The organism is Nonomuraea sp. PA05 (genome assembly GCF_008086045.1).
Lineage (GTDB): Bacteria > Actinomycetota > Actinomycetes > Streptosporangiales > Streptosporangiaceae > Nonomuraea > Nonomuraea monospora.
In genome coordinates this window covers 478,211-498,091 of record NZ_VSEY01000001.1, presented here as the reverse complement: position 1 = coordinate 498,091, position 19,881 = coordinate 478,211, and the positions used below count along the sequence as shown (strand labels likewise).

The window sequence follows — 19,881 nt, the reverse complement described above, 5'->3', positions numbered from 1 at the left end:
CGGCGAATTTCTGCGTGCCGGCACTTCTTCGAGTACTAACACGGGAGCCAGCCCCGGGTCTTCTTCCAACGTGCTCACTTACGGGCGGACAGAGCCATTGACTTTGTTTGATGGATGCGGTCAGGATCGTCATTGCGCATGTATTGGCGGCCATCTGGCGGCAGTGTACGATCTGGCCCGTAGTCCCCGCCAGCGAAACGGAGGAGAAACACGATGGCCGACAAAACCCCGAATCCCGCGATGCGGCAGCTCGACGTTCTCGTCGGCGCCTGGAAGGTGACGAACTTCGACGAGAACGGCGAGCAGACCGACGAGGGCACCGTCAGGTTCGAGTGGCTGGAAGGAGGGTTCTACCTGATCCAGCACGTCGAGCTGGGCGTGAGCAGGTCGGTGGAGTACATCGGCTACGACCCGGAGACCGGCACGCTCAAGTCTCACCTGTTCGGCCAGTCCCACGAGATCCTCAAGTACACCTGGGAGGTCAAGGACGACACCCTGACGATCTGGTACGGCGACCCGGGCTCGCCCGCCCGTTTCACCGGCACGTTCGACGAGGACCGCAAGTCCAACACCGGGGCCTGGGAATGGCCGGGTGGCGGTTTTCGGTCGACCATGGTCAGGGCCTGACACTTTCGACCGTCCGTTTCCTGCGCGCGGTGCCGGCTGACCGTCCGGCACCGCGCATTCTGCGAGATGCGCCGGGCTGTGCGCAGAGGTGATGCTGCGATTCGTGGACATCACACAGGTGATTAGAGAATTCGTGGTGACGGAGTATCTTCCGGATACTCCCGCCGACGAGCTCGAGGTCGATTACGACCTTTTCCGCAACGGGGTGATCAACAGCCTCGATCTGCTGAGGCTCATTTCCTGGCTGAAGGATCATTTCGGCATCCCCGTCGACGAGCTCGACATCGTCCCGGAGAACTTCCGCACGGTGGCCAACATCCGCGATTTCGTCGCGTCAGCCCTGCCGGCATCAGCAGAACGGACACGCACATGATCATTCGCAAGATTTCCGACGTGGAGCCGGTCGAGTGGGGCAACGGCCTCAGCCGCCGTTTCCTGGTCGAGGACGACGGCATGGGCTACACGCTCACCGACACGACCGTCTGGGCCGGGACCAGCTCCCCCCTGGAGTACCGCAAGCACCTGGAGGCCTGCTACTGCATCAGCGGCGCGGGCGCGGTGGTCGACGCCGACGGGCGCACGCACGCCCTGGAGCCGGGCACCATGTACGCCCTCGACCAGAACGATCCGCACCACCTGATCGCCTACCCCGGCGAGGACATGCGGCTGATCTGCGTCTTCTCCCCCGCGCTGCGCGGCGACGAGCGCCACGCGCTCGACGAGGCCGCGTTCTCCTGCTACTGACGGATCTGATCTCGCATGTACGAGTGGAGCGAAGAGCATCGCGAGCTCAGAGCCGAGTTCGCGCACTGGTACGAGGCACTGGGCGAAGACCATCTCGAAGCCGACAGGGAAGCCGGGCTGCCCAAGTGGGAGCGGGTGCGGGCCTCCGGGCTGCTGCGCCTGCCGTTCCACGCCGAGTGGGGCGGCCGGGGGCTCGACCTGCTCAGCACCATGTACGTCCTGGAGGGGCTCGGCGAGGGCTGCCGGGACGGGGGCCTGTGCTTCTCGATCTGCACGCAGCTCGTCAGCGCCGGGATCCCGCTGCAGCGCTTCGGCAGCGCCGAGCTGAAGGCCCGCTACCTGCCGGGCATCTGCGACGGCGGCACGATCACCGCGCACGCGATCACTGACCCGCGTGGCGGCTCCGACGTGCTGGGCATGGGCATGACCGCCAAGCCCGACGGCGACGACCACTGGGTGCTCGACGGGGACAAGGTGTTCGTGACGAACGGCCCGGTGGCCGACCTGATCGTGGTGTACGCGGTCACCGACGCGAGCCTGGGCCCGTTCGGCCTGACGGCCTTCCTGGTCGAGCGGGGCACCGAGGGGCTGGAGGCCGGTCCCGACGTGCCGAAGATGGGGCTGCGCACCTCGCCGCTCGGCGAGCTGTCCCTGCGCGACTGCCGGATCCCGGCGGCGAACGTGCTGGGCAGGCCCGGCATGGGGTTCACGGTGCTGGACCACGTGATGCGCTGGGAGATCCTGTGCTCGTTCATCGTCCAGGCAGGCGCGATGCGGCACCGGCTCGACCGGTGCGTGGCGCACGCCACGAGCCGGCGGCAGTTCGGCCGGCCCATCGGCTCCTTCCAGATGATCGCCGACCAGATCGTGGAGATGAAGATCGGCGTGGAGACGGCCAGGCGCTGGCTGTACGACGCGGCGGAGGGCCTGGTGAAGGGCCGGGACGTCACCACCGACATCGCGATCGCGAAGGTGGTGGCCAGCGAGGCGAACGTCAAGTCGGCGCTGTCCGCGGTGCAGATCTTCGGCGGGCGCGGCTACCTGGCCGAGACCGGCCTGGAGAAGGACCTCCGGGACGCGGTCGGCGGCACCATCTACTCCGGCACCTCGCAGATGCAGCGGATCCGCATCGCGCGGATGCTCGGCCTGAAGGAGTCACAGACATGACCGCTGACCTGAGCGCTGACCTGAGCGCCGACCTGAGCGCCGACCTGAGCGCCGACCTGGCCGCTGACCTGGCCGCCACCGCGTTCCTGGACACCGGCCACCCCGCGGTGCGGGAGTTCGCCGCCCGCGCGACGGCGGGCGCCGAGACCGTCACCGAGCGGGCGGTCCGGCTGTACTACGCGGTCCGGGACGACATCCTGTACGACGTCTACGACATCGACATGTCCCGCCACGGGCTGCGGGCGAGCACGATCATCTCCCGCGGCAGCGGCTTCTGCCTGCACAAGTCGATCGTGTACGCCGCGGCCGCCCGCTCGCTGGGCATCCCGGCCAGGCTGGTGTTCGCCGACGTCCGCAACCACCTGGCCTCCGGGCGGCTCAAGGAACTGGTCGGCGGCGACGTGTTCCGCTTCCACGGCCTGGTCTCGGTCGGGCTGGAGGGCCGCTGGGTGAAGGCGACGCCGGTGTTCAACAAGACGCTGTGCCGCCTGTACCGGCTCAAGCCGCTGGAGTTCGACGGCACCGCCGACAGCGTCTACCACCCGTTCGACGAGTCGGGGCGGCGGCACATGGAGTTCCTGCGCTGGCACGGGGAGTTCGGCGACTTCCCGTACGAGCTGGTCCTGGACGCGTTCAGGACGGACCACCCGCGGCTGCTGGACGGCCACGACCAAACCGTGAAGGGCTCGCTGACAGCCGAGGCGAGCGTCTGAACATCGATCGTGTGAGGTTCACCTTGAACGAGCGCGTGAAGTACACCCTGTCCGAGGACGACATCCCGACTTCCTGGCTGAACATCGCCGCGGACTTCGGGGGCACGGCGGCGCCCATCCTGGACCCGGCCACGGGCGAGCCGGTCAGCCGGGACGAGCTGGCCAGGTCGATGGCGGAGCCGCTGATCGAGCAGGAGCTGAGCACCGAGCCGGAGTTCGAGATTCCCGGCCCGGTCCGCGACATCTACCGGCAGTGGCGGCCGACCCCGATGTACCGGGCCCGCAGGCTGGAACGGGTGCTCGACACCCCGGCCCGCATCTACTACAAGTACGAGGGCGTCGCGCCGAGCGGCAGCCTCAAGCCCAACTCCGCGGTCCCGCAGGCGTACTACAACAAGCAGGCCGGCCGGACCGGGCTGGTCACGGAGACCGGCGCGGGCCAGTGGGGCACCGCGATCGCGTCGGCCGCCGCGATGTTCGGGCTGACCGCGAAGGTGTTCATGGTCGGGGTCAGCTTCCGGCAGAAGCCGTACCGGCGGGCGCTGATGGAGGCGTACGGCGCGATCTGCTCCGCCAGCCCCAGCCCGGAGACCGCGGCGGGCCGGGCGATCCTGGCGGAGGACCCGGACCATCCGGGCAGCCTGGGCATCGCCAAGTCCGAGGCGATGGAGGTGGCCTGGGCCAACCCGGAGCTGGGGTACACGCGGGGCAGCTCGCTGAACCACGTGTGCGCGCACCAGACCGTCATCGGCCAGGAGGCGATGGCGCAGATGGCGCTCGCCGACGACTACCCGGACATCGTGGTCGGCCCGTGCGGCGGCGGCAGCACGCTGGCCGGGATGTGCTTCCCGTTCCTGCGGGACAAGCTGCGGGGCGGCCGTGAGATCCGGCTCATCGCGGCCGAGCCGGTCGCCTGCCCGACGCTGACCCGCGGCCGGATCGCCTACGACCACTCCGACGCGGCGCGGCTCACCCCGCTGTCGCGGATGCACACGCTGGGCCACCGGTTCGTGCCGCCGCCGGTGCACGCCGGCGGGCTGCGGGCGCACGACAGCTCGCCGCTGATCAGCAGGGCGGTGGAGAACGGGCTGATGGAGGCGGTCGCGCTGCGTCAGGTCGCGGTCTTCGAGGCGGGCATCATGTTCGCCCGCGCGGAGGGCATCCTGCCGGCGCCCGAGTCCAGCCACGCGGTCAGGGCGGCCATCGACGAGGCGCTGCGGTGCCGCGAGGAGGGGCGCTCGAAGGCGATCCTCATCGCGCTGTCCGGCCACGGGCACTTCGACCTGGCCGCCTACGAGAAGTACCTCAGCGGCACGCTGCCCGACGACGAGCCGAGCGAGGAAGTGTTCCAGCAGGGCTTGGACAGCATCCCGCAACTCGCCACCCTGTGACGTAACGCCCATGACGGGGGTCTCCTTACGGAGGCCCCCGTTTTCCCGCTCTGGTCGATCAAGTGCCGCTCAAGTATCTTTACGAACGGATTGACCGCCAGACGGCTTCGAGGAGCGGCCCATGCGCGTGGTCATCGCCGGCGCCGGCATCGCCGGTCTGACCGCCGCCCTGAGCCTGCACGCCGCCGGCATCACCGACGTGACCGTGCACGAGGCGGTGCGGGAGCTGCACCCGCTGGGCGTCGGCATCAACATCCTGCCGCACGCCATCCGCGAGCTGATCGAGCTCGGCCTGGGCGACCGCCTGGCGGCGATCGCCGTGGCGACCGCCGACCTGACCTTCCTCACCTCCCGCGGGCAGCGCATCTGGTCGGAGCCGCGCGGGCTGGACGCGGGCTACCTGTGGCCGCAGTACTCGATCCACCGGGGGCGGCTGCAGCTGATGTTGCTGGAGGCCGTGCGCGAGCGGCTCGGCCCGGACTCGGTGGTGCTGGGCTCCCCCGTCACCGGTCTCGACCACGACGCCGACCTGCTCGTGGGCGCCGACGGCATCCGCTCCGGCGTCCGGCAGGCGCTCTTCCCCGATGAGGGCGAGCCGCTGCCCGGCGGCGACGTGCTGTGGCGCGGCACCACGTACGCCAGGCCGTTCATGACCGGCAGGTCCATGCTCATGGTCGGCGACAGCACGCAGAAGCTGGTCATCTACCCCATCGCGCCGCCCGGGGACGACGGCGCCCAGCTCATCAACTGGGCCGTCCAGCGCGCGGCGCGCGTGGACGGCGTGCCGCGCGGCGACTGGAACCAGCCCGTCAGCGTGGAGAAGGTGCTCCCGCACGTGGACGGCTGGCACTGCGACGAGCTGGACGTGCGGGCGCTCATCGCCGGCGCGCACCAGGTGCTGGAGTACCCGCTCGTCGACCGTGACCCGCTGCCCTACTGGTCGACCCCGACGGTCACGCTGATGGGCGACGCGGCGCACCCGATGTACCCGACGGGCTCCAACGGCGGCACGCAGGCCGTGATCGACGCGCGGGTGCTGGCGTACGCGCTGGCGAACGGCCTCGGCCTGGAGTTCTACGAGGAGCAGCGGCGGCCGGTCACCAGCGGCGTGGTGCTGGCCAACCGGGGCGACGGGCCCGAGGTGATCCTGCGGCTGACGCACGAGCGGGCGCCGGACGGGTTCGGCGACATCGAGGACGTCATGCCGCTGGCCGAGCGCGAGGAGATCGCGCTGCGCTACAAGAAGCTCGCCGGGTTCGAACCGGCCACGCTGAACGCGCGCCGTAGCTGGTCGGTACACCCGCCCAAGCCCTGAGCCAGCCGTCTCGTCTCCCGTGTTTCGCCGTCGCGAGATTGTTATCGTTAACAGGTAGGCCCTGTCAATCACGCCTTTCCGCATCCAAGTTTTCGCTTCCAACTGGCCAGATGCCGCGCCGATGGTTGACGACAGCGCCTGTTAACGTTATCAATCTTCGGACAGTGAGACCGAGGGGAGATCATGAGAGATCAGGCGCGACCCATTCGCAGAGCGGCGGCGGCCGCGGCCTCCGCCGCGCTCCTCCTCGCGGGCTCGGCAGCCTGCGGCGGCGGCGCGTCCGATGGCGGCGGCAAGGTCGTCCTCACGCTGTGGCACGGCTTCACCGAGGCCGACGGCAAGATGTACGAGAAGCTCATCGGCGAGTTCAACCGCGAGAACCCCGACGTCGAGATCAGACCCCAGGCCAACACCTGGGACGTGATCGCGAACAAGCTGCTGCCCGCCCTGTCGGCGAAGCTGGGGCCCGACATCGTCGCGCAGCCCACCTCGTCCGCGGTGACCTACATCAAGAAGGCGGCGTTCGTCCCGCTCGACGGCTACTACCGCCGGCACGCCGCCGACGCGGCGAACTACGCGCCGGCGGCCGTCCAGGCCGCGGAGGTGGACGGCAGGAAGTACGGCGTGCCGTTCGCCTTCGCCCCCGACATGCTCTACTACAACAAGACCATGTTCGCCGCGGCGGGCGTCACCGAGCCGCCGAAGACCTGGGACGACTGGGTCGAGACGGCCAGGAGGCTGACCGCCGACAAGAACGGCGACGGCGTCCCCGAGCAGTACGGCCTGGCCCTGACCAGCCACGGCGCCGCCTCGCAGGTCATCTGGAGCGGCATGCTCGCCCAGAACGGCGGCGCCGTCGTCCGCGACGGCGCCGCCGTGCTCGACAGCCCGCAGAACGTGCGGACGCTGACCTACTGGCAGCGGGCGGTGCGCGAGCACCGGATCAGCCCGCCCGGCATGGACGACCTGGCGGCCACCGACCTGTTCGCGGCGAAGAAGGCCGCCATGATCGTGCTCGGCCCGTGGATGGCGCAACGCTCCAAGCAGGCCGGCATCGACTACGGCATCGCGCCCATCCCGGCGGGCCCCGTCTCGGCCGCGGTGGGCACGCACTCGATCGGCATGTACGCCACCGTCCAGGCCGGCGCGGCGAAGCTGGCGGCGGCGGAGCGCTTCTTCGCCTTCTTCAACGGCAAGCGGCGGCAGATCGAGTGGTCGGTCGGCTCCGGCTGGCCGCCGAACAGGATCGACGTGACGCCCGGCGAGCTGTCGGCCAACGCCGACGTCGCGGCGATCTCGACGTCCAGCGAGGACGCGGTGGTCGACTTCTCCGGCGTCGTGGACTTCACCGGCGTCGGCACCGACTTCGACACCGCCACCCAGAAGTCGATCAGCGGCGAGCCCGTCCCGCGGACGCTCGCCGACTCCCAGCGCAAGATCCAGGCGAAGCTGAACGAGGAGTAGGGATGACAGCCACGCAGCAGGGTGCGCGCGCCTACCGCGCGCCCCGGCGGCTCGGCGGCGACGGGCCGCCACGCGGCGGCGCGGCGGGAGGCAAGGGCGTGCGGGCCGCGTCGTTCCTCGCGCCCGCGCTCGCCCTCCTCGCCGTCTTCCAGTTCTGGCCCATCGTCTCGACGCTGCTGGTGTCGTTCACCGACTCCAGCGGCTTCAACGAGGCGAGCTGGGTCGGCCTCGGCAACTACGCCGAGATCGTCACCGACCCCGACGTGCGCAGGTCGTTCCTGAACACCGGGATCTACACGCTGCTGTTCACCCCGTCGGTGGTGGTGGTCGCGCTGCTCGGGGCGCTGCTGCTGAACCGCAGGATGCCGGTGCGCGGCCTGGCCCGCACGGTGTTCTTCATGCCGTTCGTGATGTCGTTCGCAGTGGCGGCGCTGGCCTGGCAGTTCCTGCTGGACCCGAACGTGGGGCTGGTGAGTTACTGGCTGAGCAACGCCGGGGTGCATCTGGGCGACCTGCTGGAGTCGCCGGCCTGGGCGATGCCGACCGTGGTGTTCGTGGCGGTCTGGAAGATGTCCGGTTTCTACCTGATCATCTTCCTGGCGGGGCTGCAGGGCATCCCGCGCCACCTGTACGAGGCGGCGATGGTGGACGGCGCCGGGGTGTGGCGCAGGTTCACCTCGGTGACGCTGCCGGGCCTGATGAACAGCCTCGAATTCGTGATGATCTTCGCGCTCATCGCCGCGCTCCAGGCCTTCGACCAGATCTACATCCTCACCAAGGGCGGCCCCTACCGCAGCACGGAGACCGTGGTGATGACGCTGTTCACGGAGGGCTTCGGCAACCTCGAACGCGGGCTGGCCTCAGCGCTGGCGATGACGCTCATGGTGATCACGCTGATCTTCAGCGCGATCCAGTACCGGTGGTTCGGACGACGTGAGGGAGACCAGGCATGACGGCCGCGACGCGCACCCGGGCCGGCCGGGCGCTGCTGCTGGTGCTCACGCTGGCGGCGATCGCGTTCATGGTGCTGCCGACGCTGATCGTGCTGCTGACCGCGTTCAAGCCGCAGGCGAGCATCGACCGGTGGCCGCCCACGCTGCTGCCGGGGGCGCCGACGCTGGACAACTTCGCCACCATCCTCGACACGCTGCCGTTCGGGCGGATGTTCCTCAACAGCCTCGTGTTCGCCACCGGGGTGACGGCGCTGACGCTGGTCTTCGACTCGCTGGCGGCGTACGCGCTGGCCAGGATCGACTTCCGGGGACGCCGGGCGCTGCTGCTGGTGCTCATCGCCACGCTCATGGTGCCGTTCCAGGCGACGCTCATCCCCGTCTACCAGATCGTGGCCGACCTCGGCTGGGTGAACACCTTCCAGGGGATGATCACGCCGCGGGCGGCCAGCGTCTTCGGCATCTACCTGCTGCGGCAGTTCTTCGTCGCGCTGCCCCGCGACCTCGACAGCGCGGCCAGGCTCGACGGGGCCGGCGAGTTCCGGGTGTTCTGGTCGATCGTGCTGCCCAACGCCACACCGGCGCTGATCACCCTGGGGCTGTTCTCGTTCGTCAACAACTGGAACGACCTGCTGTGGCCGCTGATCTTCACCACGACGCCCGAGATGGCCACGGCCGTGTCCGGGCTGTCGCTGCTGACGGGGCAGTCAGGGACGGCGCCGTACGGGGTGATGATGGCCGGCGCGCTCATCACCACCGCGCCGCTGGTGATCATCTTCCTGTTCTTCCAGCGCCGCTTCGTCGAAGGCGTCGCCACAACAGGAATGAAATAGAGGGGATTTTTCGTGAAGTGGTATGAGACCGGGGAGCTGCATTTCGCGCTCGGCATCGAGGACACCTTCGTGCCGCAGCCTGCTCCCGGGGCCCGCCCGATCGACGAGTACGAGCTGACCCAGCACTACGACCGGTGGCACGACGACCTCGCGCTGGCCGCGGAGGCCGGGGCCACGCAGATCCGCTGGGGCGTCCCGTGGCACCGGGTGCAGCCCGAGCCGGGCCGGTGGGACTGGTCCTGGCTGGACCGGGTCGTCGCCCGGTTCGGCGAGCTGGGCCTGACCCCGATCGTGGATCTGATGCACTACGGCACCCCGCTCTGGCTGGACGGGCAGTTCGCCGCGCCCGACTACCCGCTGCGGGTGGCCGAGTACGGCGCAGCCGTCGCCGAGCGCTACCGCGACCGGCTGTCGATCTTCACGCCGATGAACGAGCCGCTGCTGACCGCCCGGTTCTGCGGCCTGTCCGGCTACTGGCCGCCGTACCTGACGGGCGACGACGGCTTCGTCCGGCTGCTGAACGCGCTGGCCGCCGGGATCGTGCGCACCCAGCACGCGATCGCCGAGGTCAGCCCGGAGGCGAGCTTCGTGCACGTCGAGGTGTCCGCCCGGTACGAGAGCGACACGGAATCGGAGGAGCTGGAGTGGCTGCGGCACTCGGCGTACGCGGTCGAGGACCTCGTCACCGGCCGCGTGGACGCCGCTCACCCGCTGGCCGGATACCTGGCCGCGCACGGGATGACGGACGACGACCTGGCCTTCTTCCTGTCCCGGCCCGCCGTGCCCGACGTGATGGGCGTCAACTACTACCCGCAGCACTCGACGGAGCGCTACCTGCCTGGCATGTCGCGGCACGGCCGCCCGTTCGAGCCGCGCCCGCCGGTCAACGGGTGGACCGGCGGGCTGGCCGAGGTGCTGACCGGCTTCGCCGAGCGTTACGGCAGGCCCGTCCACCTCACCGAGACCGCCTGGACCGGCACCCTGGCCGAGCGGGCCGCCTGGCTCGACGCGTCCGTCGCCTGCGTGCGCGAACTCCGCGCCGGCGGCCTCGACCTGGTCGGATACACCTGGTGGCCGGTCTTCGACATGGTCGAGTGGACCTACCGCGAAGGTGACGGCGCCCCCATGGACTACCGGCTGCCGATGGGGCTGTGGCGGCTGGAGGAGCAGCCCGACGGGGCCCTGGCCCGGATCCGCACGCCGCTCGCCGAGCGGTTCCTCACACACACCAAGGGAGTGACATCGTGCTGAACGCGCGCGTGGCCGTCGATCGTGAGTTCCGGATCTCGCCGGTGCGCAGGAGGACGTTCGGCTCGTTCGTCGAGCACCTGGGCCGGTGCGTCTACACCGGCATCCACGACCCCGGGCATCCGACGGCCGACGCCGACGGCTTCCGCGGCGACGTCATCGAGCTGACCCGCGAGCTGGGCGTGAGCACCGTCCGCTACCCCGGCGGCAACTTCGTCTCCGGCTACCGCTGGGAGGACGGCATCGGCCCCGTCGCCGAACGGCCACGCCGCCTCGACCTGGCCTGGCACAGCACCGAGCCGAACACCGTCGGCGTGGACGAGTTCATGCGCTGGGCGCGCAAGGCGGGCGTCGAGCCGATGATGGCGGTCAACCTCGGCACCAGGGGCATCCAGGAGGCCGTGGACCTGCTCGAATACTGCAACGTCGAGTCCGGCTCGCACTTCTCCGACCTGCGCCGCCGCTACGGCGCCGCCGACCCGTACGGGGTGCGCGTGTGGTGCCTCGGCAACGAGATGGACGGGCCCTGGCAGGTGGGGCACAAGACGGCGCGCGAGTACGGCCGGCTGGCCGCCGAGACCGCGCGGGCCATGCGGCTGGTGGACCCGTCGCTCGAACTGGTCGCCTGCGGCAGCTCCAGCTCGGCCATGCCGACGTTCGGCGCGTGGGAGGCGACCGTGCTGGAGGAGGCGTGCGAGCAGGTCGATCTCATCTCGGCGCACGCCTACTACTGGGAGGAGGGCGGCGACACCGCCAGTTTCCTGGCCTCGGCCGTGGACCTGGACCACTTCATCGAGTCCGTGGTCGCGGCGGCCGACTACGTGCGGGCGAAGAAGAAGGCGGCCAAGCGGGTCAACATCTCCTTCGACGAGTGGAACGTGTGGTACCAGCACCGCACCGAGTCCGAGCCGCCGAAGGACGGCTGGCCCGTCGCGCCGCCGCTGCTGGAGGACCGGTACACGCTGACCGACGCCGTGGTGGTCGGCAGCCTGCTGATCTCCCTGCTGCGGCACAGCGACCGCGTGCACGCGGCCAGCCTCGCCCAGCTCGTCAACGTGATCGCGCCCATCATGACCGAGCCGGGCGGCCGGATCTGGCGGCAGACCACGTTCTTCCCGTTCGCCGACGCCTCCCGGCACGCCAGGGGCGACGTGCTGCGGGTCAGCCTCAGCTCGCCGCGCCACGACACCGCCCGCTTCGGTGACGTGCCGGTCGTGGACGCGGTCGCGACCCGCGACGAGGAGACGGGCGAGACGGCGCTGTTCGCGGTCAACCGGTCGACCGGCGAGCCGGTGCTGCTGGAGATCGACCTGCGGGACGCGAAGCAGGCCCGGCTGATCGCCGCCACCACGCTGACCGGCGACGACCCCGACCTGCGCAACACCGCCGAGCACCCGTCCGCCGTGCTGCCGCGCGGCAACCCCGAGGTGTCCGTGGACGGCCGGACGCTTCAGGTGAAGCTGCCGCCGCTGTCGTGGAACGTGATCAGGGCGGCCGGATGACCGGCACCCCCTCCCGGCGTCCTGACATCGTGCTCGTCCTGGCCGACGATCTGGGCTTCTCCGACCTCGGCTGCTACGGCGGCGAGATCGACACGCCGAACCTCGACCGGCTCGGCCAGGCCGGCGTGCGCTTCACCCAGTTCTACAACTCGCCCCGGTGCTCCCCGTCACGCGCCTCCCTGCTGACCGGCCTGCACCCGCACCAGGTGGGCGTCGGCATCCTCACCGGCGACGAGCGTCCGGACGGCTACCCCGGCGACCTGTCCGCCGGCAGCGTCACCGCGGCGGAGGCGCTGCGGGCCGCGGGGTACCGCACGTACCTGAGCGGCAAGTGGCACGTCGCGGCGGACATGTCGGCGCCGAACGGCGCCTGGCCGACCCGCCGCGGCTTCGACCGCTTCTACGGCACGATCGACGGCGCGGGCAGCTACTACCAGCCCGTCACCCTCACCCGCGACGAGCGGGACATCGAGCACGAGGCGAACGAGCCCGGCTTCTTCTACACCGACGCCATCAGCGACAACGCCGTCCGCTTCATCGAGGACACCCCTGCCGGCGACCCGTTCTTCCTCTACCTCGCCTACACCGCGCCGCACTGGCCGCTGCACGCCCCCGAGGAGGACGTCGCCCGCTACCGGGGCCGCTTCGACGCGGGCTGGGACCGGCTGCGCGCCGATCGGCTGCGGCGCCTGCGGGACGAGGGCATCCTGGACCCCGCCTGGGACCTCACCGGCCGCGACCCGCGCGTGCCCGCCTGGGACGAGGTCGCCGACCAGGAGTGGGAGGCGCGCCGGATGGAGGTGTACGCCGCCCAGGTGACGCGGATGGACCGGGGTGTCGGCCGCATCCTCGACACGCTCGAACGGCTGGGCCGCCTGGACGACACGCTCTTGCTCTTCCTCGGCGACAACGGCGGCTGCGCCGAGGAACTGGGCGACGACCGTCCGGGCTTCATTCCCCAGCACCCCACCATGCCGCGCCGCACCCGCGCCGGAGCGCCCATGCGCTACGGCAACAGCCCCGGCATCCTGCCCGGCCCCGAGGACACCTTCGCCAGCTACGGCCGGAACTGGGCGAACCTGTCGAACACGCCGTTCCGCGAGTACAAGCACTGGGTGCACGAGGGCGGCATCGCCACCCCGCTCATCGTGCACTGGCCCGCCGGGATCGGCTCCCCCGGGCGGCTGTGCGCCGCGCCCCGCCAGCTCGTGGACGTCCTGCCGACGCTGCTTGACGCCGCGAGCGTTACCGCCGGCCCGCCGCTGGAGGGATCCAGCATGCTCGATCTCCTGCACGGGCGGGAGACCGCGGAGCGGACGTTGTTCTGGGAGCACGAGGGCAACGCCGGGGTGCGGCGCGGGCGGTGGAAGCTGGTGCGCAAGCACGGCCGGGCGTGGGAGTTGTACGACATGGCGGCCGACCGTACCGAACTGCGCGACCTCGCCGCCGGCGAGCCCGGCGTGGTCGCCGGGCTCGCCGCCGCCTACGACGAGTGGGCCGCGCGGTGCGGCGTCATCCCGCGCGAGCGCATCCTCGACGCCTACCGCCGCACCGGGCGGCCGATGCCCCTGGACGCCTGAGTCGGCCCAGGAGTCAGCTCAGGACGACGCCTCCGGCCAAGCGCGCCACGAGGCCGGGCGTGTCGCCGCGCTCGACCTCCAGCTCCGCCCCGAGCGCCCGCAGGCGGCCTCGCGCGTGCCCCGGATCGGGATGCCGCCCCGTCAGGGACAGCAGCGGCACCTCCGGCAACCCCCGGTCGGCGGGATGCACGGTGCTGCCCCAGTCGATGAGGAACGGCACCAGCGGGTCGCGCGACGGCATGGTCAGCCGCCACTCCAGCAGGTCACCGTCCGTGGTGCGGCGCGACATGGCCCGGGGCTCGCCCGGGTCGACGCCGTGCCGCCGCGCCTCGGCGACGGTGGCGTCCAGATCGGCGGGCCGCGCGCACCAGTTGACCAGCCGCGGCCCGCTCAGCTCGTCGATCATGAACCAGCGCGGCCCGTCCGGCTCGGGCTGCTCGGGATCGGGCCCGATGATCTCCAGGTAGCGGCGCCCGCCCAGCCCGTACAGGTAGTTGCGGGTGCCGAGGCCCGGGTGCCGGCCGCCCTCGGCGGCCCGCACCCCCAGGGCCTTCTCCAGCGCTGCGACGGTGTCGTCGAGGGTCGGGGTGGCGTAGGCGAGGTGGTCGAGCATGTGTCAGACCTTAGTGAGATCGCGGTCGCGCGTCTCCGGCAGGGCCAGCACGCACAGCAGTGACAGCAGCGCCATGCCGCTCATGAACCAGCCCGCCCCGGTGGTGCCCGCGCTCTCGCTGATCTGCGCGACCAGCAGCGGAGCCACGCCGCCGCCGAGCACGCCGCCCAGGTTGTAGGCGACGCCCGCCCCGGAGTAACGCACGTCCGTGGCGAACAGCTCGGGCAGGTACGCGCCCATCGGCCCGTACACGATGCCCATGCACAGCAGGGCGCCGCTCAGCGCGACCGCGATCAGGAAGTAGTTCCTGGTGTCGAGCAGCGGGAAGAGCAGGAAGCCCCACACGACGCCGAACGCCGCGCCCGCGATGACGAGCTTGCGCCGCCCGAGCCGGTCCGACAGCCGGGCGACCAGGTACGTGCTCACGCCGAGCACGACCACGGCGACCAGGGTGAGCGCCAGCATCGTCGGCCGTGGGATGCCGAGCGTCTTGGTGGTGTAGGTCAGGCAGTAGGTGGCGGCGGTGTAGAACATCACGTACACCACGACGATGGCGCCCGCGCCGAGCAGCAGTTCCTTGGGGTTGCGGCGGACGACCTGGGCGATCGGCAGCTTGGCCGCCTCGGTCTTGGCGGTGAACGCGGCGAAGGCCGGGGTCTCGGCGATCTGCAGCCGGATGCGCAGGCCGACGACGACCAGGACGAACGAGAGCAGGAACGGCACCCGCCAGCCCCACGACTGGAAGGCGTCGGCGGGCAGCCAGGTCGACAGCGCCCAGAAGACGGCGGTCGCGACGAAGTACCCGACCGGTGAGCCGAGCTGGGGTGCGGAGGCGAACAGGCCGCGGCGCTCGCGCGGGGCGTACTCGGTGGCCAGCAGGGCCGCGCCGCCCCACTCGCCGCCCAGCCCGATGCCTTGCAGGATGCGCAGCAGCACGAGCAGGATCGGCGCGGCCACGCCGATCGTGGAGAAGTCGGGCAGCAGCCCGATCACCGCCGTGGACAGGCCCATGAGCAGCAGCGACACCACCAGGACGGCCTTGCGCCCGACGCGGTCGCCGAAGTGGCCGAACAGGATCGCGCCGAAGGGCCGGGCGATGAAGCCGATGGCGAAGGTGGCCAGCGACGCCAGGGTGCCCGCGAGGGGCGACAGGCTGGGGAAGAACGCCTCGTTCAGCACCAGCGCGGCGGCGGTGCCGTAGATGTAGTAGTCGTAGAACTCGATCGCGGTGCCGATGAAGCTCGCGCTTGCGACCTTGCGCATCTCTTTCGGAGACGCCGTGGGGACAGCGGTCACGGGTGGCCTGCCATGAAGTCGGTAATCGGATGCATTGTCGGGCAAGGGTAGGTTGCGGTCCCCTGGCCGGGCATTGTCCGATCCGACATCGCATGGCGGGTCCCGTTGTCCTGCCGGGACAACGGGCTCAGGTGGTCGTTCTCAGCCGGACTCGCCGGTACGGCGGCGGCGCCGCGCACGCCGACCAGGAGCGCGAGGTCGCCCGCCTCGGTGGGGTCGCCCGGCTCCACGACGACCACCCGCCGGATCAGCACGTCGGCGCCCGCGGGCGCGGCGAGCAGCTCGACCAGCGGGCTGCCCAGCGTGCCTGCCGGCTCCTGGAGGCGAACCCCGCCGTGGTGCACGTTCGTCACACGCACCAGGTCAGGCGCGGGCCTGAACGCTCCGGCACGCCCGGCCACCGGCGGCCCGGCGGCTCCTCACACCTGACCGGCCGCGCGCTCCTGCCCGGGGATCTCCACGACGACGTTGGTGGACTTGATCACCGCGACCGCCACCACCCCGGCTTCCAGGCCCAGCTCGTCGGCCGCCTGCCGGCTCATCAGCGACACCACCCGGAACGGCCCGGCGGCGATTTCCACCTGCGCCATCACCCCGTCGCGGATCACCTCGGTGACGATTCCCCGCATGCGGTTACGAGCCGACGAGCGGCCACCGTCGCCACTCTCCTCGACCTGCGCGCGGGCGAAGGCGGCCAGGTCAGTGCCCTTGACGCGCCGATGACCGTGCTCGTCGCGCTCGGCCCCGAGCCTGCCCGCGTCCACCCAGCGGCGGACGGTGTCGGTACTGACGCCGAGCAGCGCCGCGGCCTCACTGATCCGGAACGTCGTCACGAGATCTCACCCTATTCGCGGATCAGCACGCCGGATCACCCTGCCGCATCGATGCCCTGCCGCGTCCCGCGCGCTGTCGCTCAGCGGGCCGTCGAGGAGTTCGAGGGTCGCGGAACGCTCCCACAGCTCCACGACCCCGATCGCAGACCCGGGATCACGTCCCGCGATGGTAGGTGAAGGCGAACAGTCCGGCGCCGCCGGCCGCGTACAGCGCCGAGCCGTCCGGGTGCCAGGCGCAGCCGTACAGGTCGCCGTCCACGACGATCCCGCACTCGGTCGCGTATCCGGCGACGTCCCAGACGCGCAGGCAGCCGTGTTTGCCGGCGGTGGCCAGGCGGGTGCCGTCCGGGGAGAAGGCCAGATCGACGAGCCAGTCGTCCTGGCCGAAGCGGGCCGTTCGCGTCCCCGTCAGGTCGAACAGCTCGACGGAGCCGTCGATGGTGCCCGCCGCCACGTGGCCGCCGCCGGGGGCGACGGCCAGCGCCTCGACCAGGCTCTCCGTCTCCGCCGGCGGGCCCAGCGGGCGGCCGTCGCGGGTCCAGCGCCGCACCTGGTGGCCGGACGCGACCGCGAGCCAGGACGCGTCCGGGGCGATGGCCAGCGCGGTCACCTCCTCTTCGTGCGGCCCCAGGATGGCGACGGGGTCGAGGTCGCGGGTCAGGACGCGTACGGTGCGGTCCGCGGCGACGGCCAGCCACGTGCCGTCCGGGGCGATGGCCGAGGACAGCTCCACCATGGAGCCGGTCCCGGGCGGGGTCTCGGTGACGCGTACCGTGCCGTCCCGGTCGTACAGGCGGATGCCGCCCTCGGGGTCGAGGCCGAGCACGTACGCGCCGTCGGGGGCTACGGCCACGCTCCTCAGCCACTCCCGCGGGCCTCTGGCGCGTGCGGTGCCGTCGGGGTTCCAGAAGGTCAGACCGGACACGCTCACCGTGGCCAGGTACGAGCCGTCGCCCGCCACCGCGATGCCGCGCAGGTCGTGGCGGGCGGGGGGTTCCCCCGTGGTGGGCGGCACGTCCCAGAGGCGGACCGTGCGGTCGCCGCTCGCCGAGGCCAGGAGGGAGCCGTCCGGGGTGACGGCCAGGCCGGTGATCGTGGCGGTGTGGCCGTGGAGGCGGGCGCGCACTGTGCCGTCGGGGGTCAGGATGGCGATGTTGTCGTCGAAGTCGGAGACGGCCAGCCAGGTGCTGTCGGGGGCGATGGCCAGGCCGGTGCCGTGGGTGAAAACCGTGTCCAGCTCGGTGCGCGGGGTGCCGTCGGGGTTGAGGAGGCGGAGGGTGCCGTGCGGGCTGAGCAGCGCCAGCCAATCGCCGGAGGGCGCGACGGCGACCGCCTCGGCACCGTTGACGCCGCCCTCCTCCTCGCCCGTGCCCGCCGCATCGCCGTCCGGCCGGTCGTCCTCGTCCTCGTCCCTCTCCCACACTGCCTCGACGACCGTCCGGCGGCTCGCGTCCGCCGCCCACAGCTCGGTGACGTCCGGGCCGACCGCCGCCACCCGCGTGCCGTCGGGCGCGATGGCAACGTCCTCGTAATCCTCCACCGCCTCCTCTGGAGCGGCGCGCACCGTGCCGTCCGCGTGGAAGAACCACAGGAACCCCTGCCCGCCGGCCACTCCCCACTCGCCGCAGGGCGCGATGGCGACCGCCTCGGGCGTTCCCGGCAGGTCGTCGAGGACGGCGCGCGGGTGACCGTCCTCCTCCCACAGCCGGACGGTCCCGTCCCAGCTCCCGGTGGCCAGCCACGCACCGCCGGGCGCGACGGCCACGCAGGTGACCTCGTTCTCGTGCCCGAGCAGGGTCCGCATCCCCCTGCCGTCCATGCCCCACCGCGACACCCGCCCCTGGTCACCGGTGGCGGCCAGCCAGGCGCCGTCCGGGGACATGGCCAGGCCTGTCAGCCGTTCCGCCGGGGTGTGGTGGGTGCGCAGGAGTGCCTGGTGCGGCAGGTCGGGCGGGGTGCCGCGGTGCTCCAGCCAGGGCGATCCCCGTTCCGCCAGCCACCGCCGCATGTCCTCGCCCGCGCCGGGTGTGGCGTGCAGGCGGGCGGCGAGCGTGGGCAGCACGCCGACACCCAGCTCACGCGCGCTCTCCAGCAGATGGGACGAGCCCGTCAGAACGCGCGCGAGCGACGCGACAGCACCGTCACTCGCGCCGGCCTGGCTCTCCAGGCCACCGTCACCAGCCCCGGCCGGGCTCTCCAGGCCACCGTCACCCACCCTGGCCAGGTCTTCGAGGGCGGCGTCCACCCCCGAGTGGTGGATGCGGGACGCCAGCCAGGACACGTCGCACACCAGCTCCCGCAGCGCGTCCGCGTCACCCGCCTCCGCGTACAGCCGGGCCAGGTTGCGCATCATCCACTCCCCCGTGCCGGGCAGGTCCGCCCAGCCTTCGGGGGTCTGGCCAGGGTCGGCGTCGACCAGCGCGCGGCGGGCCCGTTCCAGCCCCTCGCCGCCGAGCAGCTCCCGCACCCGCTCCGCCACCCCGTCGGCGAGGCCCAGCACCGGATGGTCGGTACGCCGCCGCACCAGCCGCATTCCCTCCAGCCGGGCGATGAGCGCGCCGATCTGCCCGCCGGTGACGCCCCCGCCGGAGCTCCACAGCAGGGCGGCCACCCCGATGGGGATGCCCTCGCCGGGGCCGAACAGGCCGAGCTGGAGGAACCGTCCGGCGGCGGCGGGGTCCACGGTGCGCAGCCAGTCGAGCGAGTGATCGACGAGCGCCCCGATCAGGGCGGCCCGGGACGCGGGCGCGGTCAGGTCCGTGCGGCCGGGCAGCCGGGCGGCCAGGCGGGTGGCCGCCTCGGTGGCGGGCTCGCCCGTGACGACCTGGCTGACGATGAGCCCGTGCGCCATGGTGAGGGCGAGCGGCCAGCCTCCGGCGCGCTCCGCCAGCAGGGCGGCCGTGTCCTCGTCCAGGGCGGGCAGGTCGCGGCGCAGCAGCGCCGTGCCCTCCGCGACGCTCATCGGCCCGACACCCACCGTCGTCACGAACGACGGCTCCTCCCCGACGGCCCGCACCGTGACGAGCCACGTGCAGCCCGGCACCGTGAACGCCAGCGGCACCACCAGACCGGCGTGCCGCAGCCCGTCCAGCACCATCAGCCGCGAACCCGGCCGGAAGATCTGCCCCCGCAGCAGCTCGTCGGCCGCCTCCTCGTCGTGGGCGGCGCTGATCAGGTCGTCCGGGTCCACGTGCGAGAACGGCTCGACGTCCTCCCCGTGCAGGTTCTCCAGCACCTCGGTGAACTCGGCGGCCTGCTCGTCCGGGTGGGAGCCGCCGGCGTTCAGCCAGCCGACGCCCTCAGGGAAGCGCGCGACCACCTCGGGACGGCGCAGCGCCGCCGCCACGACCGCGGTGACCCCGAGCCCCTCGACGCCGTCCAGCTCGGGCGCCACCACGATCAGCCCGCTGTCGTCCGAGGTCAGCGCGGCCACGACCCGGTCCACGTCCGCCTCCCGCCCGATCCAACCGTCGATGCTCGCGATCGCCCCGGCCTGCGCCACGTACGCTCCCCTCCCGTGCCTGCCACACGTGGATCAACGAAGGGGCGGGCCGGAGAGTTCGCGAGGCGCCGGCCGGTGATGCGGGGGTGGACGGCAGGCGCGG

At 71.7% G+C, this 19,881-nt stretch carries 18 protein-coding genes; 13 read left to right on the top strand and 5 right to left on the bottom strand.

Annotation, left to right across the window (positions count from 1 at the left end):
• Positions 1–213 precede the first annotated feature (213 nt).
• The 13 genes from FXF51_RS02570 (at position 214) to FXF51_RS02510 (ending at position 13,534) form a co-directional block, all read left to right on the top strand.
• Positions 214–627, top strand: coding sequence for a hypothetical protein (locus tag FXF51_RS02570; protein WP_148432565.1), 414 nt, complete (start codon positions 214–216; stop codon positions 625–627).
• 103 nt (positions 628–730) lie between these two features.
• Positions 731–1,000 (top strand): acyl carrier protein, encoded by a 270-nt coding sequence (locus tag FXF51_RS02565; protein WP_222871086.1) that lies wholly within the window; start codon positions 731–733, stop codon positions 998–1,000.
• The gene (locus FXF51_RS02560; RefSeq protein WP_148432563.1) at positions 997–1,371 is read left to right on the top strand and encodes an ectoine synthase; all 375 of its coding nucleotides are present in this window, start codon (positions 997–999) and stop codon (positions 1,369–1,371) included. Before FXF51_RS02565 ends, FXF51_RS02560 begins: the two co-directional genes overlap by 4 nt.
• A 15-nt stretch (positions 1,372–1,386) precedes the next feature.
• On the top strand, positions 1,387–2,538 hold the full coding sequence (locus FXF51_RS02555) for an acyl-CoA dehydrogenase family protein (protein ID WP_148432562.1): 1,152 nt from the start codon (positions 1,387–1,389) through the stop codon (positions 2,536–2,538).
• Positions 2,535–3,251 (top strand): transglutaminase-like domain-containing protein, encoded by a 717-nt coding sequence (locus FXF51_RS02550; protein ID WP_148432561.1) that lies wholly within the window; start codon positions 2,535–2,537, stop codon positions 3,249–3,251. Before FXF51_RS02555 ends, FXF51_RS02550 begins: the two co-directional genes overlap by 4 nt.
• 11 nt (positions 3,252–3,262) lie before the next feature.
• Positions 3,263–4,642, top strand: a complete 1,380-nt coding sequence (locus FXF51_RS02545; protein WP_262379244.1) for a TrpB-like pyridoxal phosphate-dependent enzyme — start codon at positions 3,263–3,265, stop codon at positions 4,640–4,642.
• 121 nt (positions 4,643–4,763) lie between these two features.
• Entirely contained in the window at positions 4,764–5,957 is a 1,194-nt protein-coding gene (locus FXF51_RS02540; protein WP_148432560.1) for a flavin-dependent oxidoreductase, read from the top strand.
• 183 nt (positions 5,958–6,140) lie between these two features.
• Positions 6,141–7,421 (top strand): extracellular solute-binding protein, encoded by a 1,281-nt coding sequence (locus tag FXF51_RS02535; protein WP_148432559.1) that lies wholly within the window; start codon positions 6,141–6,143, stop codon positions 7,419–7,421.
• Between the two features lie 2 nt (positions 7,422–7,423).
• Positions 7,424–8,374: a carbohydrate ABC transporter permease gene (locus tag FXF51_RS02530; RefSeq protein WP_148432558.1), complete on the top strand. Its 951-nt coding sequence runs from the start codon at positions 7,424–7,426 to the stop codon at positions 8,372–8,374.
• Positions 8,371–9,204, top strand: coding sequence for a carbohydrate ABC transporter permease (locus tag FXF51_RS02525; protein WP_148432557.1), 834 nt, complete (start codon positions 8,371–8,373; stop codon positions 9,202–9,204). Before FXF51_RS02530 ends, FXF51_RS02525 begins: the two co-directional genes overlap by 4 nt.
• A 12-nt stretch (positions 9,205–9,216) precedes the next feature.
• Complete coding sequence (locus FXF51_RS02520; protein WP_148432556.1) at positions 9,217–10,455, top strand: family 1 glycosylhydrolase; 1,239 nt, start codon at positions 9,217–9,219, stop codon at positions 10,453–10,455.
• Positions 10,449–11,954 (top strand): alpha-N-arabinofuranosidase, encoded by a 1,506-nt coding sequence (locus tag FXF51_RS02515; protein ID WP_148432555.1) that lies wholly within the window; start codon positions 10,449–10,451, stop codon positions 11,952–11,954. Before FXF51_RS02520 ends, FXF51_RS02515 begins: the two co-directional genes overlap by 7 nt.
• Complete coding sequence (locus tag FXF51_RS02510; protein WP_262379243.1) at positions 11,927–13,534, top strand: arylsulfatase; 1,608 nt, start codon at positions 11,927–11,929, stop codon at positions 13,532–13,534. Before FXF51_RS02515 ends, FXF51_RS02510 begins: the two co-directional genes overlap by 28 nt.
• 13 nt (positions 13,535–13,547) lie before the next feature.
• On the opposite strand, the gene FXF51_RS02505 is transcribed toward FXF51_RS02510, so the two are convergent.
• The 5 genes from FXF51_RS02505 to FXF51_RS02485 form a co-directional block, all read right to left on the bottom strand.
• Positions 13,548–14,147, bottom strand: coding sequence for a VOC family protein (locus FXF51_RS02505; protein WP_148432554.1), 600 nt, complete (start codon positions 14,145–14,147; stop codon positions 13,548–13,550).
• Positions 14,148–14,150: 3 nt separating this feature from the next.
• Entirely contained in the window at positions 14,151–15,410 is a 1,260-nt protein-coding gene (locus tag FXF51_RS02500) for an MFS transporter (RefSeq protein ID WP_148432553.1), read from the bottom strand.
• 29 nt (positions 15,411–15,439) lie between these two features.
• Entirely contained in the window at positions 15,440–15,796 is a 357-nt protein-coding gene (locus tag FXF51_RS02495) for a hypothetical protein (RefSeq protein ID WP_148432552.1), read from the bottom strand.
• A 66-nt stretch (positions 15,797–15,862) separates the two neighbouring features.
• Positions 15,863–16,276: a molybdopterin-binding protein gene (locus FXF51_RS02490; protein ID WP_148432551.1), complete on the bottom strand. Its 414-nt coding sequence runs from the start codon at positions 16,274–16,276 to the stop codon at positions 15,863–15,865.
• Positions 16,277–16,430: 154 nt separating this feature from the next.
• Positions 16,431–19,778 carry a hypothetical protein gene (locus FXF51_RS02485; protein ID WP_148432550.1) on the bottom strand — a complete coding sequence of 1,116 codons (3,348 nt, stop codon included), beginning with the start codon at positions 19,776–19,778 and terminating at the stop codon, positions 16,431–16,433.
• Between the last annotated feature and the right edge of the window lie 103 nt (positions 19,779–19,881).

Bases quoted from the DNA above. Each gene is read 5' to 3' on its own strand.
- FXF51_RS02560 (WP_148432563.1), top strand. From the start codon at position 997: ATGATCATTCGCAAGATTTCCGACGTGGAGCCGGTCGAGTGGGGCAAC.
- FXF51_RS02500 (WP_148432553.1), bottom strand. From the start codon at position 15,410: ATGCGCAAGGTCGCAAGCGCGAGCTTCATCGGCACCGCGATCGAGTTC.
- FXF51_RS02540 (WP_148432560.1), top strand. From the start codon at position 4,764: ATGCGCGTGGTCATCGCCGGCGCCGGCATCGCCGGTCTGACCGCCGCC.
- FXF51_RS02550 (WP_148432561.1), top strand. From the start codon at position 2,535: ATGACCGCTGACCTGAGCGCTGACCTGAGCGCCGACCTGAGCGCCGAC.
- FXF51_RS02530 (WP_148432558.1), top strand. From the start codon at position 7,424: ATGACAGCCACGCAGCAGGGTGCGCGCGCCTACCGCGCGCCCCGGCGG.
- FXF51_RS02555 (WP_148432562.1), top strand. From the start codon at position 1,387: ATGTACGAGTGGAGCGAAGAGCATCGCGAGCTCAGAGCCGAGTTCGCG.
- FXF51_RS02535 (WP_148432559.1), top strand. From the start codon at position 6,141: ATGAGAGATCAGGCGCGACCCATTCGCAGAGCGGCGGCGGCCGCGGCC.
- FXF51_RS02525 (WP_148432557.1), top strand. From the start codon at position 8,371: ATGACGGCCGCGACGCGCACCCGGGCCGGCCGGGCGCTGCTGCTGGTG.
- FXF51_RS02570 (WP_148432565.1), top strand. From the start codon at position 214: ATGGCCGACAAAACCCCGAATCCCGCGATGCGGCAGCTCGACGTTCTC.
- FXF51_RS02505 (WP_148432554.1), bottom strand. From the start codon at position 14,147: ATGCTCGACCACCTCGCCTACGCCACCCCGACCCTCGACGACACCGTC.